This window comes from Polaribacter marinivivus (assembly GCF_042651285.1).
Taxonomy (GTDB): Bacteria; Bacteroidota; Bacteroidia; order Flavobacteriales; family Flavobacteriaceae; genus Polaribacter; species Polaribacter marinivivus.
Genome location: NZ_JBHSCY010000002.1, coordinates 248,575 through 265,179 on the forward strand (window position 1 = coordinate 248,575; position 16,605 = coordinate 265,179).

The window sequence follows — 16,605 nt, forward strand, 5'->3', positions numbered from 1 at the left end:
ATTATAACCTTTCTTCAATCCAATTTTTAAAATGGTAAAAATTCTGAGGTGCAACTCCATGACCTACAGGATATTCAGAATACACGTTTTGTAAACCTAAGTTATCTAAAAAAGGTTTAGATTGTCTTGCCCAATCAATTGGTAAAACCTGATCTACAGTACCATGAGAAGTATAATATTGAGTTTTTATATTATTTACTATTTCTTTTGGTAGCAAATCTTTATTTATATAACCACTTAATGCTATTACATAGTTTACTTTATTTGGATAATGAAAACTTAATGCATAACTTAAAATGGCACCCTGACTAAAACCTAGTAAGAAAGTTTTGTCTTTGTTTGTGTTATACTTTACTTTAATTTCATCAATAAAACTGGCAATAGTATCAATAGAAGATTTAGCTTGATTTATATCTGAAAACTTTCCATTTACATCATCAAAATTAATAGCATACCAAGCATAACCTCCAAAACCCATAGAGTGGGGTGCTTGTGCACTTATTATTAAAAATTCTTCAGGCAATTCTTCTGCAAAAGAAAATAAATCTTGCTCATTACTTCCATAACCATGAAGTAAAATTAAAAGAGGTGGATTTTCAGTTTTTTTTAAAGGTTCTCTTACTAAATAGTGTAAACTCATAAAAGATTTAAATTATTTTAAATTCCTGCAAACCATTTTTGAAAGTACTCTCCAACAAAAGGAGCTTCTTTTTCTTCACCTTGTATAGCTCCAATAAAACCAACTATCCATAAAAAAAATAGAAACACACCAAAAATCCAGCCAGCTGTTGCTCCTAGCATATCATAAACAACATATTTATTTACCATAGAAAGTAGAAATAAGCCTATCATTTGTCTTATATGAAAACTAGCAAACGAATTCTTTTTACCAGCATTTAATATATATGCTATAATTGTTCCAAAAATAGTAATATAAGCAATAATAGCTGCTGTTTTACCTTCGTTTACAGTTTGGTTTTCCATGGTTAATTTATTTTAAAATTAATTGATTGTTAGCAAAAACTCCATAAACTTCTCCTTTTGTTTTTTTATTAATAAAAGGACTGTTGTTAGAAGTTGATAATATATGTTCTTGAGTAAATTTACTTTCAATTTTTGGATTGAAGAGAGTTATATCTGCTTTATTACCTTCTTCAATAACATTATCTACTAAGCCAAAAACAGTTTTTGGTTTGTTAGTTAGTAATGGAATAAACTCTTCTAGTTCTAAAAGATTATTTAATATACCAAATGCAGATTCTAAACCAATAACTCCATCTTCAGCTTGACTAAATTCTACTTTTTTATTTTCGATATCAATTGGGTTGTGATCAGAAGTAATACAGTCTATTATGCCTGATTTAACTCCTTTTATAAGCGCTTTTCTATCTTTCTCTGACCTAAGAGGTGGGTTAGTTTTAAAACGACTATCAAAGCCATGTAATTCATCATCTGTTAATGCTAGGTGATGCACAGCAACACTACAAGTTACTTGTAGTCCTTTTTTCTTTGCTTCTTTAATTATTTCTACAGATTTTGTAGTTGTAATTGTTGGTATATGTAGTTTGCCTCCTGTATATTCTAATAAAAATAAATCTCTTACTATTTGAATATGTTCTGCTAAAGCAGGTATTCCTTTTAAGCCTAATTTTGTACTGTTTATCCCTTCATTAGCAATACCAACTCCTGCAATTTTATTATTTTTTGGAAAACTTAATACTAAACCATCAAAATTCTGAGCATATAACAATGCAACTTTCATTAGATTATCATTCTCTATTGGTAAGTTGTAATCCCCAAATGCAATGGCTCCAGATTTTTGCATATCATACAATTCTGCAAGTTCAATACCTTTACTTTGTTGTGTTAATGCTCCAATAGGATAAAGAGAAGTTGCTGTATTAAAAGATTTACTTTTTAAATATTCTACATCAGACTTAGAATCTACAATTGGGTTTGTATTAGGATTAACTGCAACTTTAGTAAAACCACTTTTTGCAGCTACTAATAGTCCGTTTTCTAAATTTTCTCTTTCTTCATAACCTGGCTCACCTAAAGAAACACTACTATCAAACCAGCCACAAGAAACATGTAAATTATCTAATTCAATAACTTTAAAATGGTCTTCTGTTTTAATGGTTTCAGCAATTTTATGAATTTGCCCATCAATAATTAAAATGTCTTTTTTTTGAAGATGATATTGACTAGAGTTGTCAAAAATGGTAGCGTTTTTTATAAGCGTACTCATGGTTTGTAGAACTTTAAAATTAAAATTTCTAAAAGCAAAGATACAATTGCCAAAGCTAAAAACCATTTCCAAAGCCAATGAACTTCATTTTTTTTGTTTTGTTCTTTAAAATAATCTTCGACAGAAGTATAAAACACAACATTTTTATTTGTAAAACTTGTTGTTTTTACATCTAAAAATTCTAATAAGCTTTCACTCTTTGGTGGGTTTAAAGCAAGTGTTTGAATGGTGTCTGTATCTTTAGTTACATAAAAGTAATCAGGCTCTAAATCAAGATTATTTAAAGATAGGACTACTTTATTTTGATAGGTTTGTTGTTGAGGTATGAAGGATGAATTTTTATTCTTAATTGATACTATTTCGTCTTTATTGAGTTTAACATTAACATCTATTTGGTTTATTTTACCAATTTCATAATATAGTTGTGTGTTTTTAAAACTAAGTTTTGCAAAATTGTAAAAAACAGGAACAATTAAAGGTGACTTTGAGAAATTAGAAATATTATCTGTTAAACTATTAGCAAACCAGTATATTTTTTTTCCAGTACTATTTATTTGTCCTATAAATGGTGTATTGTTTTCAAAACTAATAATTGATGAAATATCTCTACTATTACTATTAAAATATTCTTTAGTACTTGGGTATTGAAAATTATTAACTTTTTTAGAAAAAACATTTTTAAATATTGGATGATCGTAATTGATAGATGTAATTTTTAAAGAATCTGTTTTTTTAGTTTGTATTTTAAACGAAGATACTTTTCTAAAAAAAGAATTATAAGAACTAATATTGATTATAGTATTTGGTATAATAACTACTGAACCTCCTTTATTTGAAAAATCAACTAAAGTATTTGCTAAAGTTGCAGGTATATTTTCAATCTCATTTAATATGATTAATTCTTGTTTTGATATTGCGTTATAATCTAAATTTTGAAGGCTAGAAAATGTGAAGTTAAATTCATTTTTTACATAAATTTTTGATAAAAATTTGTTTGTTTTACCAATGCTTAAAATATTTATTTTTTTAGCTCTATTTAAAGTGAAAATTTTAGAGTTGTCAAATGGAAAAATATCGCTATAAGTTATTTTAATTTTACCTTCTAATTCAGTTGAGTTTTGTAAAGAAAACGAAAGGGTAGTGGTTGAGTTATTTTCTATAGAGAAAGATTGTTTGTTTATTAGTTTCTCCTTATCATATAATGCAATTGGTATGCCTTCTTTTTTCTTGCCTTGATTTTTTACAATTGCATTAACAGTAATAATATCGTTTGTGTTTTTAGAAATGTAAATACTGTCTAAAGAAATGTTATTTTCTTTATTGTTTCTAAGTTTTATTGCACTAAAACCAGCTGTTACATTTGTAAACATATTTTCATAAGTATTCTGAAAATCAGATATTAATATTGACTTATGTAAACCTTTTATTTTATTATTTTGAATTTTGCTTATTTTTAGTAAAATTGACTCAAAATCAGGTGAAATTGATGAATATTTTACTAAGAGTAACTTATTTTTTAATTCTTCATAAGACAAATTTTCAAAGAATTCTGTATTTGTAAGTAAAGAAAAAGTTTCTTCAGCAGATGTGTTTTCTATAATTTCTTGAATTGCATTTTTTAGTAAAACTCCTTTTTCACCCTCTGCAATTGTACTTAAAGAATTGTCTAAATAAATGAAATTAGTTAATTTTTTGGTCGTGTTTTTATTACTAAAATAAGGTTGAGAAAAAGCAAAAAGTAACGATAAAAATAACAACAGTCTTGTAGCTAAAATCAACCATTTTTTTACCTTAGAACTCTTTCTATTTTCTTGAAATATTTTTTGTAAAAAAGCAACATTTGTAAATGGTACTTTTACAAACTTTTGTAATTGAAAAAGATGTACTATTATAGGTATAATTAATAACCACAAAAAATAAAAAATGGAAGGGTTTTGAAAATGCATTCAATTAATATTTTGCAGCCTTACCATTAGACAAACTATTTTGTATAAATGTTCTTAAATCGTCATTTGCTTTTTGTAAATCTTCGTTTCTAAGATACATCATATGTCCACTTCTATACCCTTTAAAATAAAATCTATCTTTCATTTTTCCACTTGGGTCTGTTTTCCACATGGTATATTTTGCTCCAAAATAAGTTGTAGCACCATCATAATAACCAGATTGCACTAATACTTTTAAATATGGATTTTGTGCCATCGCTTTTCTTAATCCTTCTCTGACATTATTATTTCTATTGTCCCAAGGACCTACAGGTCCAAAGACATTGTATTTTACATCTGTTTTAAAATTTAAATGTTCTCTTATATAATAATTAATAGCAGGTGTAAAAGAGTGTAACCAAGAAGTTATTTCTGGGTTAAAATCTGTACTAATACCTACTTCTTTTTTATCTAAGCCTAAGTATCTTGAATCTAATCTTCCTATAGTCTGCCCTGTTTTCTCTCTTAATAATTCCTTCCAAAAATAGCCAGGAGAAACTTCTAAATTATTTTGCAATATTACCTTTTTACTTAAACCTGAATATTTTGCAAAGTTTTCTGCAACTTTATTTTTTTCATATTCTGTGATGAAACCACCTTTTGCTATTGCTGGTAAAAGATTATTTATTGCATAATTTTCAGCTTCTGGTAATATTTCTAATAAATCTTTTTGTTGAAGCTCATTAGGTAACATCTTATGATACCAAGCTGCTGCTGTAAAATAAGGAAGGTTGATAGCATAATCTACAGACCCTTGTGTTCTTAAAACTTTATAATCAGCAGGAGATACCATGATAACTCCATTTAAATACATCCATTGGCTGTTTTGTAATTCAGCTGCAAGCCCCATAACTCTTGTACCTCCATAACTTTCGCCAATAATATATTTAGGAGATTTCCATCTGTTGTTTCTCGTAATAAAAGTATTTAACCAACTAGCCAAGTATTTTACATCTGCATTTATTCCAAAAAACTTTGATTTATCGAGTTTTTTACCTTTTGCAACTACAGGTCTAGAATATCCTGTATTCACTGGATTTACATAAACAATATCTGCAACATCTAAAATAGAATTTGGATTGTCTTTAACTCCATAAGGTTGTACAGGGTAACCTTCATCATCAATTTTTAAAACTTTTGGTCCAGTATACGCAATATGCATCCAAACAGAAGCAGAACCTGGCCCTCCATTAAAAGACATAATAATTGGTCTATTTTCATCATTTTTAACATCTGTTCTCTTATAATATGTATAATATAAAGATGCAATTATAGTTCCATTATCATCCCAAACAGGTTGCATACCAGTTGTAGCTTTATAAGGTACAGTTTTACCTTTTATTACAACAGAGTTTGTGGTAACAACAGTAGTGTCTAAAGGTATTCTATGATCTTGAGCATAAAAAGAAATTGCAACAAAATAAATAAGAATTAAAATGCTTTTTTTCATGATAAAATATTTTTCGGATGTCTAATTTATCATAAAAAAAGGAAATATTTACAAGTTGTTAGTTTCTATTTAAAACTTTTCGAAAACTCCTAATCCAAACAGCGCAAAATCATATTTCACAGGATCGTTTTTGTCCATTTTTCTTAAATTGAAATCAAGTTCTTCAAGAGCCTTCCAATCGTTTTGTTTTCTTTTTAAAAGTTTTAATTTTCTAGCTACATTACCTGAATGTACATCTAAAGGACAAGATAAATTTGCAGGGTTGTGTGTTTTCCAAATACCAAAATCAACTCCTGTTTTATCATTTCTAACCATCCATCTTAAAAACATATTAATTCTTTTTGCAGCAGAATTTTTTAATGGGTCTGATACATGTTTTTGTGTTCTTTGTTGGTGATTAATTTCAAAAAACTTTAATTTAAATTCGTGAATGGCTTTTTGATAAGTTTTTGAATTATTTTTTACTGATAAACTTTCCTCTAAACCACCATGATTTTTGTATATATGTTGAGTAGACTTTATAAACTGCTGTAAATCAATATGATTAAAGGTTCTATGAACAAAGCTATTTAGATGTTCTAAATCTTTATTAGTGTGATTTAGAACAAAATCATAAGGAGCATTGTCTAAAAGTTTCATCAATTTTGTAGCATTATTAATAATCATTTTACGATTACCCCAAGAAATGGTTGCTGTTAAGAATGCAGAAATTTCTATATCTTCTTTTTTAGAAAATAGATGAGGAATTTGAATAGGATCTGACTCAATAAATTTTGGATGGTTGTATTGTAAGACTTTTTCGTCTAAAAATTCTTTGAGTTCTGTTTTATTCATACTAACTATCAAAAATTAAAGCAATGGATAAAAAGAAAATATTGTAGATGCAATGAAGAAAAACTGACCATCTTAACCCAAAACGAATTCTTAAAAAGCCTAGAGCAAAACCTGCAAATAGTTGTGGTAAAACTAAAATTGGTGTTAATAATAGTACTGTAGAAGTAATTTCGAAATTGGTAATATGAATTAACCCAAAAACAATAGCAAAAAAGTAAAAAGCTATTTTAAAAGATTTTGGTTTTTTAAATAATACAATAGGTGCTCTAAACATTAATTCCTCTATAAAAGGGATTAAAATACCACCCACTAAAATTACAGCATAAAAGGGTAAATCTTTAAAAACTTCTTCTACTTTATGGGAATCTAAATCTATCCAACCTAAGTCTTCTAAAAGTGTAAACAGTGGAGTAATAATAGATGCAAAAATGGCACAAAATAAAAACATATGAACCAATACTTTTAAACGATGGTTTAAAGTAGTATTAGTATCTTTTTCTAAAATAGGGTTTTTTAAATAATTTATAAACTCATAAAAAGTTTCTTTCATAGTATATTTTTTCAATTAATTGCTTTTAAAATAATTATATAAATTAAATTATTTTACCATCTTTCATGGTTAATTTTCTATCTGCCATATTTGCTAATTCTTGGTTGTGAGTTACAATAACAAACGTTTGCTGAAATTCATCTCGAAGTTTAAAGAATAATTCATGTAAATTTTTTGCAGAAGTACTATCTAAATTACCACTTGGTTCGTCAGCTAAAATCACAGAAGGTTTATTAACTAAAGCTCTAGCTACTGCTACTCTTTGTTGCTCACCACCAGAAAGTTCATTTGGTTTGTGATTTTTTCTATGAGATAAACCTAAATAATCTAATAGTTCATTAGCTCGTTCTTCTGCTTCTTTTTTAGATTTTTTTGCAATAAAGGCAGGAATACAAACATTTTCTAAAGCAGTAAACTCAGGTAATAATTGATGAAATTGAAAGATAAAACCTATATGTTGATTTCTAAAGTCTGATAATTCTTTATCTGTAACATTTTGTAAAGATGTATTATTAACCAAAAGCTCATAATTATGTTCTTTATTTGGTTTATCTAATGTTCCAATAATTTGTAAAAGTGTTGTTTTTCCTGCTCCTGAAGGACCAACAATAGCAACTATTTCGCCTTTTTTTATCTCTAAATCAACACCTTTTAATACTTCTACATCACCATAATATTTATGGATATTCTTAGTTTCTATCATCCTTTTGAAAATCTTAGTACGAATTTATAAAAAAACAGATACACTTTGATAAGTATATCTGCTTAATTAAAAGTGGGGGAAATAAATTAAAAAATATTTTTTAGTTTATTATAATCTATAAAATACACAAATCTTACAGAAATTGTATGCCTTTGTGATTGTTCGAATAAATTGTCTAAATTTTCGAAAAAATTAAGATTTGCATTATTGTTGAAATTAAAAATAGAATTTCTGTAAAACGCAATTAACTGACTGCCAGGTGCAAATTGCCAAATGTAGTTTAAATCTAAATTCCAGCTATTAAAGTTTACATTATCACCCACGTAAGAATTATTTGGATCTAAGCCTCCTTCAGCATTTAAATTGTTGAAACTGTTATAACTTACAGCTTCCCAGAAATGTCTAAAACTCAATGATATTGATGAGTTTGTGCTAAAACTATATTTACCAGATATTGTATTTGTATAGCTTTTACGATCTCTAAAACCAAAAATAATATTGTTAGCAGTTTGATCTACAAAGCCTTGGTCATCATTTGTATTGTTAGAACGTAATCTATAACGTAAAGAAAATTGATTATTAAATCTATGACGTAAGCCTATACTATAGCCAAAACCTTCTTTAGGGTTATTACTAAAACTTGTGAAATAAGCATTACCACTTAATTCAAATTTCTTTTGTGAGTTTGTTTCGAACCAACCATTAAAATTAATTCGTTCTGGTTGTAGAAAAAATACGCCACTTGTAGTACCTTGTCTAGGTTCAAAAAAGTCTTTTTCTTCTGTTCCATAATTTAAATTACCTCCAAAAGAAAATCTACTTCTTGTTTGTGCACTACCACCAATACCAGTAAAATAGCCAGTATAGATGCCAGAGAAGTGCTGAAAATTCAAGTTATGGTAAGAGTTTACCCAAATTCTATTAAAATTTTTAGTGGGCTGTACAGTTCTCCAACCTACATTACCATAAATTGTTTGTTGATCATTAGTAAAAAGTATTCCTAAATCATTTGGGTTAAAATCTTTGCTTTCAAAATTATAACCAACTTCCCAAAACCAATTTCCAGAATTGTAACCAAAACTATTGTCAAAAGTCCAACCAGTATTTGGGTTGTTTGGATCATCAGAAATATTACTCATTCTCACAGATCCATCTGCATTATATCTACTATCTTTAGTTTCTATATGCCAATCTAAGGCAGTTACATTAGCATCTCTAAAACTACCATTTCTAGTAACATTTGTATTGATCAATGAGACAGTTGAATTTTGGTTAAATTGTTGGTCTAAAACAAGAATATTAAAATTTGTAAAAGGATCTATGACTTCTTTTCTAATATCTCCTGATTGATTATCTCTAATAGTTGCTTCTGTTTTTTGAGTAATAGCATTAAAAAAACCAATACCTAAACCTTTTTTAGTCCTACCAGAAACTTTTATGGCGTTAATCATGGTAGTTTTACTAGGATAATCAATAACTTCTTCATTAGCAGATAAATTTCCATAGACATCAAATTGATCAATAGGAGGGCCTCCAATTCTTCTCGAATAAAATAAATTAGCAATATTAAATAGCTCTGTACCTTCTGTAAAAAATTGTCTTTGTTCTGTGAATTGTTGTTCAAAAGGGCCTAAATTTAAGACTACATCATCAAAACCAACTTGACTAAAATCGGGTACTAAAGTAGCATCTAAAGTAAAATTTTCTGATAGCCCATATTTAATATCCATACCAACATTCCAATCAAAATCTGTTTGACCCTGGAAAACATTGGTGACTGCAGATGCATAAGGATATAGGTTTAATCTAGTTGGTGGTTTAATGTTGGCTAATTCTGTAATTAAACCATCATATTGTGTCCATCTACCTACTGTATTATCAATATGAGTCCAAGTGTGTTGTTGATTTAAAAGCTCTAATCTTCTATGAAAATTAAATCCCCATTCTTGTATATCTCTATTAGCAAAACGTAAAGCTCTGTAAGGTATTTCTATTTCAACAGTCCAGCCTTTTTCATCAATTTTTGCAGCACTGTCCCAAACAGCACTCCAATTAAAATCTTCATTACCATTAGAAACTTTAGCATCAGCTTGGTTTCCTGTAGATTGTACTATAAATTCAAATGGATTTTGCCCATCGTCATTTGGGTTAATTGTAACTAGAAAGAAATCTGCAATTGCAAAATTATCTCTAACAGCAAATTCTTTTGGAATTTCAGAAGGATTAGGATCATTCATTTGTGCAGAAATAAAAATGGCATTATCATCATAAACAATTCTAACTGTTGTCTGATAATCTTCTGTTACTGCTTGTCCATTTTCTGGTCTAAAGATAACAAAGTCTGTAGCCAACTCAGCATTTTTCCAAGCTTCATCATCTAATACACCATCTATTTTTGGTTCTTTAGTAATTCTGATAGCTTTAATTTTTTTTCGTTCTTTTTTATCTTGAGAAAAGCTTGTATGCAAACAACATACAGCCATAAATAGAAGTGAAATTTTTTTTAACATGTAGCTTTTGGTTGATTATGTTTAAAAAACACTCTGCTAAAATATCTTGTATTATAGATGTAAAATCACAAAGTGTTGTTAATTAATAGTAAAGACATCATAAAATTTAAAGCGTTACAGATTAATACTGTTAATAAAATCATAAAACCTTTAACTTTTTTTATAGGGAACTTTTGTTTTTGATGTAATTAAATGTTTTATAGGATGTTGAGACAAATTCTAGTTGATTTAACTCTCAATTTTTGATTCATAATTTTTTACTATTTATTTATAAAAATTCTTCTTTGAATTCGTATTTTTGTCAACGTTTAAAAATTAGAACACAAATGAATTTACACGAATATCAAGGAAAAGAAATTTTAAGCAGTTTTGGAGTAAGAATTCAAAGAGGAATTGTTGCAAGCACACCAGCAGAAGCAGTTGATGCTGCCAAAAAATTAACTGAAGAAACTGGCACAGGTTGGCATGTGATTAAAGCTCAAGTTCATGCTGGAGGACGTGGAAAAGGTGGAGGAGTAAAATTGGCTAAAAATTTAGAACAAGTAGAAAGCATTTCTGATGATATTCTTGGAATGATGTTGGTTACACCACAAACTTCTGCAGAAGGTAAATTAGTTAACCAAGTTTTAATTGCAGAAGATGTGTATTATCCTGGAGATTCTGAACCCGATGAATTTTACATGTCTGTATTATTAAACAGAGCAACTGGTAAGAATATGATTATGTATTCTACAGAAGGAGGTATGGATATCGAAACTGTTGCTGAAGAAACTCCGCATTTAATTTTTACTGAAGAAATAGATCCATTATTAGGGATTATGCCTTTTCAAGCACGTAAAGTTGCCTTTAATTTAGGGTTAACTGGAACTGCTTTTAAAGAAATGACAAAATTTGTTACTGCATTATATACAGCTTACATTAAGTCTGATTCTTCTATGTTCGAAATTAATCCAGTATTAAAAACATCTGATGATAAAATAATGGCTGTAGATGCTAAAGTTACTTTAGATGATAATGCTTTATTTAGACATAAAGATTATGCTGCAATGCGCGATTTACGTGAAGAAAACCCAATTGAAGTAGAGGCTAAAGCTGCTGGTTTAAACTATGTAGATTTAGATGGTAATGTTGGTTGTATGGTAAATGGAGCTGGTTTAGCAATGGGAACTATGGATTTAATTAAAGAATCTGGAGGAGAGCCTGCAAACTTTTTAGATGTTGGTGGTACTGCTGATGCACAAAGAGTAGAAACTGCTTTTGGTATTATTTTAAAAGACCCAAATGTAAAAGCTATTTTAGTAAATATTTTTGGAGGTATAGTAAGATGTGATAGAGTAGCACAAGGTGTTGTAGATGCTTACCAAAGCATGGGAGATAAGATTACTGTACCAATTATTTGTAGATTACAAGGTACTAACGCTAAAGAAGCTAAAGAATTAATTGATAATTCTGGTATGAAAATTATTTCTGCTACTGAATTTCAAGAAGCAGCAGATAAGGTTGCTGAAGTTTTAGCAAGCTAAGAATTTAATAATATAAATAAAAAGCCTCGCAATTTTGCGAGGCTTTTTTTATGCTTTATGAATAAATATATTATTCTTTTTCTTCAGCTTTATCTACTACTATTCTTGCTTCTCTATTAGCAACTTCCCAAGCAGTATGGAATACTAAACGTGCTCTGTTTTCCATTAAATCATAGTTGATTTTATCTGGTGTGTCACTGATTTTGTGATAATCATCATGTGTACCATTAAAATAAAATATAATTGGAATGTTGTTTTTTGCAAAGTTATAATGATCACTTCTATAGTAAAAACGATTTGGATCGTTCTCATCATTATAAGTGTAATCTAAAGCAATGTTAGTAAACTCTTTATTAACTTCTTCAGAAATGTTATGTAAATCTGTACTTAATTTATCACTACCAATTAAATAGATATAGTTTCTATCTCCTTCACGTTTTGGATCAATTCTACCCACCATATCAATATTTAAGTTTGCAACAGTATTTGCTAATGGAACTAATGGCTCATAGTCTGTATAATAACGAGAACCTAATAATCCTTTTTCTTCTCCTGTTACATTTAAAAAGATAATAGAACGCTTTGGACCATGACCTTTGTCTGCAGCAGTTTTAAAAGCTTCAGCAATTTCTAAAATAGAAACGGTTCCAGAACCATCATCATCTGCTCCATTAAATACATTACCATCTGCATCCATACCTACATGATCTAAATGAGAAGAAATAATGATGTATTCTTCTGGCTTTTCAGATCCTTTTATAATAGCTGCTACATTTTCTGATGGTTTAAGTTCAGTAATGCTAGTATAGCTCATTTCTAATTGAGTTTTAACTACAGCAGGTTTTTCTGATTTGTCTATGTTGTTAACCATAGATTTTCCCATTTCTTCACTAGCTAAGAAAAAGTAAATTTCTGCAGGTTCGTCTTTTTTAGTTGGTAGAGACAATCTGCTACTACCACCTCTTTCTTCACGACCTCTATAAAAATCTGAATATCTTTTAAATAAGGCATCATCTATAAAGAAAACAGCTTTGGCACCATTGTCTTTTGCAGCATCTCTTTTAGATGATAATGCTTGACGACCATTAGACCATTTAGAAACAGTTTTAGCACCAGTAATCACATTGTTACCAGCTTTGTCTTTAGGTTCGCCCATTTTTACTACAACAACTTTTCCTTTTACATCTAAATCTTTGTAATCAGAATACTTTTCGTCATCTATACCATAACCAGCATAAACAACCTCTGAAGCAGATAATGTACCTGTTTCTGCAGCTGTTAAAGAAATGAAATGATCAAAATAAGTATAAGCTTTACCATCGATTTTCATATCAATCTTTGGTGTTTTTACAATATTTAAAGGTACATTTTGAAAGTAGTTGCCTTCTATAACAGGAGGGATACCTAATTTTTCATATTCCTTTTTAAGATATTCTACAGCTTTCTTTTGTCCTGGGTCGCCAGTATTTCTTCCTTCGAATTCATCAGAAGCATAGATGTAAAGATGTTCTTTTAACTCTTCTTCTGTTATCGTTTTTGCATAATTTACAATATCTTCTTTAGAGGCCTCTTTTTTACAAGAATAAGCAACAAACAAGATACTTAATAATAAAAGTGTTTTTTTCATTGGTGTATGTTTGATTTGAATAAGCAACGAATTTACAAAAATGAAAGTAAAAGTTTTTGTTAATTCTTAAAATCAAAAAAATTAATCAGGTAAAGTTCTACCAGAAATTTCAACTTTAGCATTAGATAATGTTGAATTAGGTGTATTGTTTGGTAATGTTACATTTTCTGATTGCTGTACACCACCTTCTGGAGTCCAATTTGCTGTAATACTTAAAGATCCTTGATAGGGTATGTCTCCAAATGCAGCAGCTTCTAAACCTAGGCCAGCTCTTACATTTAAATTAATTGTCCAAGGTGAACTAACATTATTCAATTCAACAAGGTCTCCTTGACTATTTCTGTATGAAACTTTGTTAATAGTAGCGCCATTAGATGCTACAACACTATATGTAATATTATACATTAGTCTATCTTGATCATCACTACTAGAGCAAGATAAAAACAATACTGTGATTGCTAGGAATAAAATTTTTTTCATTTAAATTGAATTATAATTTCAACTAAAATAATAAATATAATTCAGATAAGTTTTTATTTTTTTGTAGAAGCTTCTTAATAAAAATGAGCTTTTAGAGTTTTTTATTTTAAACCTTTTAAGGTTTCCAATTTAAATCTATTGGTTCCATTTTTCCAATATAGCCAAAATTAAAAGTTATCCCTTTATTATTTTCACCAATTTTTAAGCAAAATAACATGAGAAAAATTTCAGACAAATATTCTAAACTTTTAGTAATGATTGTTGTTTTTCCTAAAAAAATAGCTTCATCTATTGCAGCAATTTGAGTGTTATTATAAAAAAGCGATTTTTTATTTCCTTTATGGAGTTTTAATTCAAATATATTTTCATCAATTTTTAATACATAAATCGAATGCTTTTTATTTTTACCATAAATTTCTAACGATTTCCCCCACTTATCTGTTATAAAATAATTTACTTTAAGTTTCCAAATATTAATTTTCTTTTTGATTAAAAACAACTCATTACCTTTATAATCAAATATTTTTCCTTTATAATTACCAAATAACATTGACCATTTTCCATACATGATCATTCTAGAATCTCCTTTTTTAGTTAGTGTTAAATTATTGATATAATATTCCAAAATGAGAATTATAAATTTACTTTAATTGTTATTTTGTAGTTAATTACTTAATTAAATGTATAAAAAAACTTTATACTTTCTCTTTTAAAACAGCTATTTCATCACGTAATTTTGCAGCTGCAATAAAATCTAATGCTTTTGCTGCAACTTCCATTTGTTTGCGTTTTTGCCTTATGCGTTTTTCAATTTCTTCTTTTGGTAAGTATTCTAAATCTTGCTCAGCTGCCACTTGCTTTGCATTATCATAATGAAAACTAGAAACAGCAGATTTAGATAAAGTATTGTCTATTTTTTTATTAATTTGAGTAGGAGTGATGTTGTTAGTTGTGTTATAAGCAATTTGCTTTTCTCTTCTTCTATTGGTTTCATCTATAGTTTTTTGCATGCTATCTGTTACTTTATCAGCATACATAATTGCTAATCCATTTACGTTCCTAGCAGCCCTTCCTACAGTTTGTGTTAAAGATTTATTGTTACGTAAAAAACCTTCCTTATCAGCGTCTAAAATAGCAACTAAAGACACTTCAGGTAAATCTAATCCTTCTCTTAATAAGTTAACTCCTATTAAAACATCAAATAGACCTTTACGTAAATCTTGCATAATTTCTACACGCTCTAAAGTATCAACATCAGAATGTATGTATCTACAACGTATATCTACTCTAGTAAGATATTTAGTTAATTCTTCTGCCATTCTTTTAGTAAGTGTGGTTACTAAAGTACGTTCATCTTTTTCGACTCTAACTTGTATTTCCTCAATTAAATCGTCTATTTGATTTAAACTTGGACGTACTTCTATAGGAGGATCTAATAATCCTGTAGGTCTAATAATTTGTTCTACAAACACTCCTTCTGATTGTTGTAGCTCATAATCTGCAGGAGTTGCAGAAACATATATCACTTGATTTTGTATGGCTTCAAACTCATCAAATTTTAAGGGTCTATTATCCATAGCTGCAGGTAATCTAAAACCATATTCTACTAAGTTTTCTTTTCTGCTTCTATCTCCACCATACATAGCATGTGTTTGTGGAACAGTAACATGACTTTCGTCAATTACCATCAAATAATCATCAGGAAAATAATCTAATAGACAGAATGGCCTTGTACCTGGTTCACGACCATCTAAATAGCGTGAGTAGTTTTCTATACCAGAACAATAACCTAATTCACGAATCATTTCTAAATCGAACTCTGTTCGTTCTTGTAAACGTTTTGCTTCTAAAGGTTTACCAATTTCTTTAAAATAGTCTACTTGTTTAACCATATCATCTTGAATTTGATGAATGGCATTTTGTAATACATCTGGAGAGGTAACAAAAAGGTTTGCAGGGTAAATAGTTAGATGCTCAAACTGTTCTATGACATTATTGTTTTCTAAATCAAAAGATTCGATTTCTTCAATTTCATCTCCAAAAAAATGAACTCTATACCCATGATCTCCATAAGATGGATAAATGGTAACAACATCTCCTTTAACCTTAAATTTTCCACTTTTAATTTCAATTTCTGTTCTAGAATATAGACTTGTTACTAGTTGATGTAGAAAAGTAGTTCTTGATATTTGTTGACCAACATGAATTGGAATCACATTTTTCTTAAATTCTGTTGGATTACCTATACCATATAAACAAGAAACTGAAGCAACTACTAAAACATCTCTTCTGCCTGATAATAAAGAAGAAGTAGTACTTAATCTTAAACGTTCTATATCTTCATTAATAGATAAATCTTTTTCGATATAAGTACCTGAAACTGGAATGTAAGCTTCTGGTTGATAATAATCGTAATAAGAAACAAAATATTCAACTGCATTTTTTGGAAAAAACTGTTTAAACTCAGAATATAATTGTGCAGCTAACGTTTTGTTATGTGCCAAAACTAAAGTTGGTCTATTTACATTTTTAACCACATTTGCAATGGTAAAGGTTTTACCTGAACCAGTTACACCAAGAAGTGTTTGATATTTATCTCCAGAAACAATTCCGTTTGATAATTCTTTTATTGCTTGAGGCTGATCTCCAGTAGGAGAGAAGTCAGATTCTAATGTAAAATTCATGTAGTAAAAAT

The 16,605-nt window shown here is 28.7% G+C and carries 14 protein-coding genes; 1 reads left to right on the forward strand and 13 read right to left on the reverse strand.

Annotated elements, in window-relative coordinates:
- Position 1 precedes the first annotated feature (1 nt).
- The 9 genes from ACFOWD_RS09200 to ACFOWD_RS09240 all read right to left on the reverse strand — a co-directional run bounded on the left by ACFOWD_RS09200 (position 2) and on the right by ACFOWD_RS09240 (position 10,280).
- Entirely contained in the window at positions 2–640 is a 639-nt protein-coding gene (locus tag ACFOWD_RS09200; RefSeq protein ID WP_377409981.1) for an alpha/beta hydrolase, read from the reverse strand.
- Between the two features lie 17 nt (positions 641–657).
- Entirely contained in the window at positions 658–984 is a 327-nt protein-coding gene (locus tag ACFOWD_RS09205) for a DUF4870 domain-containing protein (RefSeq protein WP_298993588.1), read from the reverse strand.
- A gap of 7 nt (positions 985–991) precedes the next feature.
- Positions 992–2,248, reverse strand: coding sequence for a dihydroorotase (locus ACFOWD_RS09210; RefSeq protein ID WP_377409983.1), 1,257 nt, complete (start codon positions 2,246–2,248; stop codon positions 992–994).
- Positions 2,245–4,194, reverse strand: coding sequence for a BatA domain-containing protein (locus ACFOWD_RS09215; RefSeq protein ID WP_377409985.1), 1,950 nt, complete (start codon positions 4,192–4,194; stop codon positions 2,245–2,247). Before ACFOWD_RS09215 ends, ACFOWD_RS09210 begins: the two co-directional genes overlap by 4 nt.
- 4 nt (positions 4,195–4,198) lie before the next feature.
- The gene (locus ACFOWD_RS09220) at positions 4,199–5,683 is read right to left on the reverse strand and encodes a S10 family peptidase (protein ID WP_377409986.1); all 1,485 of its coding nucleotides are present in this window, start codon (positions 5,681–5,683) and stop codon (positions 4,199–4,201) included.
- Positions 5,684–5,752: 69 nt separating this feature from the next.
- A complete protein-coding gene (locus tag ACFOWD_RS09225; protein WP_377409988.1) occupies positions 5,753–6,517 on the reverse strand; it encodes a TIGR02757 family protein in 765 nt (254 codons plus the stop codon).
- Between the two features lies 1 nt (position 6,518).
- Positions 6,519–7,067 (reverse strand): CPBP family intramembrane glutamic endopeptidase, encoded by a 549-nt coding sequence (locus ACFOWD_RS09230; RefSeq protein ID WP_377409990.1) that lies wholly within the window; start codon positions 7,065–7,067, stop codon positions 6,519–6,521.
- A 43-nt stretch (positions 7,068–7,110) separates the two neighbouring features.
- Positions 7,111–7,770, reverse strand: coding sequence for an ABC transporter ATP-binding protein (locus ACFOWD_RS09235; RefSeq protein ID WP_377409992.1), 660 nt, complete (start codon positions 7,768–7,770; stop codon positions 7,111–7,113).
- 86 nt (positions 7,771–7,856) lie between these two features.
- Positions 7,857–10,280, reverse strand: coding sequence for a DUF5916 domain-containing protein (locus tag ACFOWD_RS09240; RefSeq protein ID WP_377409994.1), 2,424 nt, complete (start codon positions 10,278–10,280; stop codon positions 7,857–7,859).
- A 326-nt stretch (positions 10,281–10,606) separates the two neighbouring features.
- On the opposite strand from ACFOWD_RS09240, the gene sucC reads away from it, so the two are divergent.
- Complete coding sequence (gene sucC, locus ACFOWD_RS09245) at positions 10,607–11,803, forward strand: ADP-forming succinate--CoA ligase subunit beta (protein WP_298993576.1); 1,197 nt, start codon at positions 10,607–10,609, stop codon at positions 11,801–11,803.
- A 70-nt stretch (positions 11,804–11,873) separates the two neighbouring features.
- Here the strand turns inward: sucC and ACFOWD_RS09250 are convergent, their stop codons facing one another.
- From ACFOWD_RS09250 to uvrB, 4 genes are all read right to left on the reverse strand, one after another.
- On the reverse strand, positions 11,874–13,430 hold the full coding sequence (locus tag ACFOWD_RS09250) for a M28 family peptidase (RefSeq protein ID WP_377409996.1): 1,557 nt from the start codon (positions 13,428–13,430) through the stop codon (positions 11,874–11,876).
- An 81-nt stretch (positions 13,431–13,511) separates the two neighbouring features.
- On the reverse strand, positions 13,512–13,910 hold the full coding sequence (locus ACFOWD_RS09255) for a hypothetical protein (RefSeq protein ID WP_298993573.1): 399 nt from the start codon (positions 13,908–13,910) through the stop codon (positions 13,512–13,514).
- A 115-nt stretch (positions 13,911–14,025) separates the two neighbouring features.
- Positions 14,026–14,535: a hypothetical protein gene (locus ACFOWD_RS09260; RefSeq protein ID WP_377409998.1), complete on the reverse strand. Its 510-nt coding sequence runs from the start codon at positions 14,533–14,535 to the stop codon at positions 14,026–14,028.
- A gap of 70 nt (positions 14,536–14,605) precedes the next feature.
- The gene (gene uvrB, locus ACFOWD_RS09265) at positions 14,606–16,594 is read right to left on the reverse strand and encodes an excinuclease ABC subunit UvrB (protein WP_377409999.1); all 1,989 of its coding nucleotides are present in this window, start codon (positions 16,592–16,594) and stop codon (positions 14,606–14,608) included.
- Positions 16,595–16,605 lie beyond the last annotated feature (11 nt).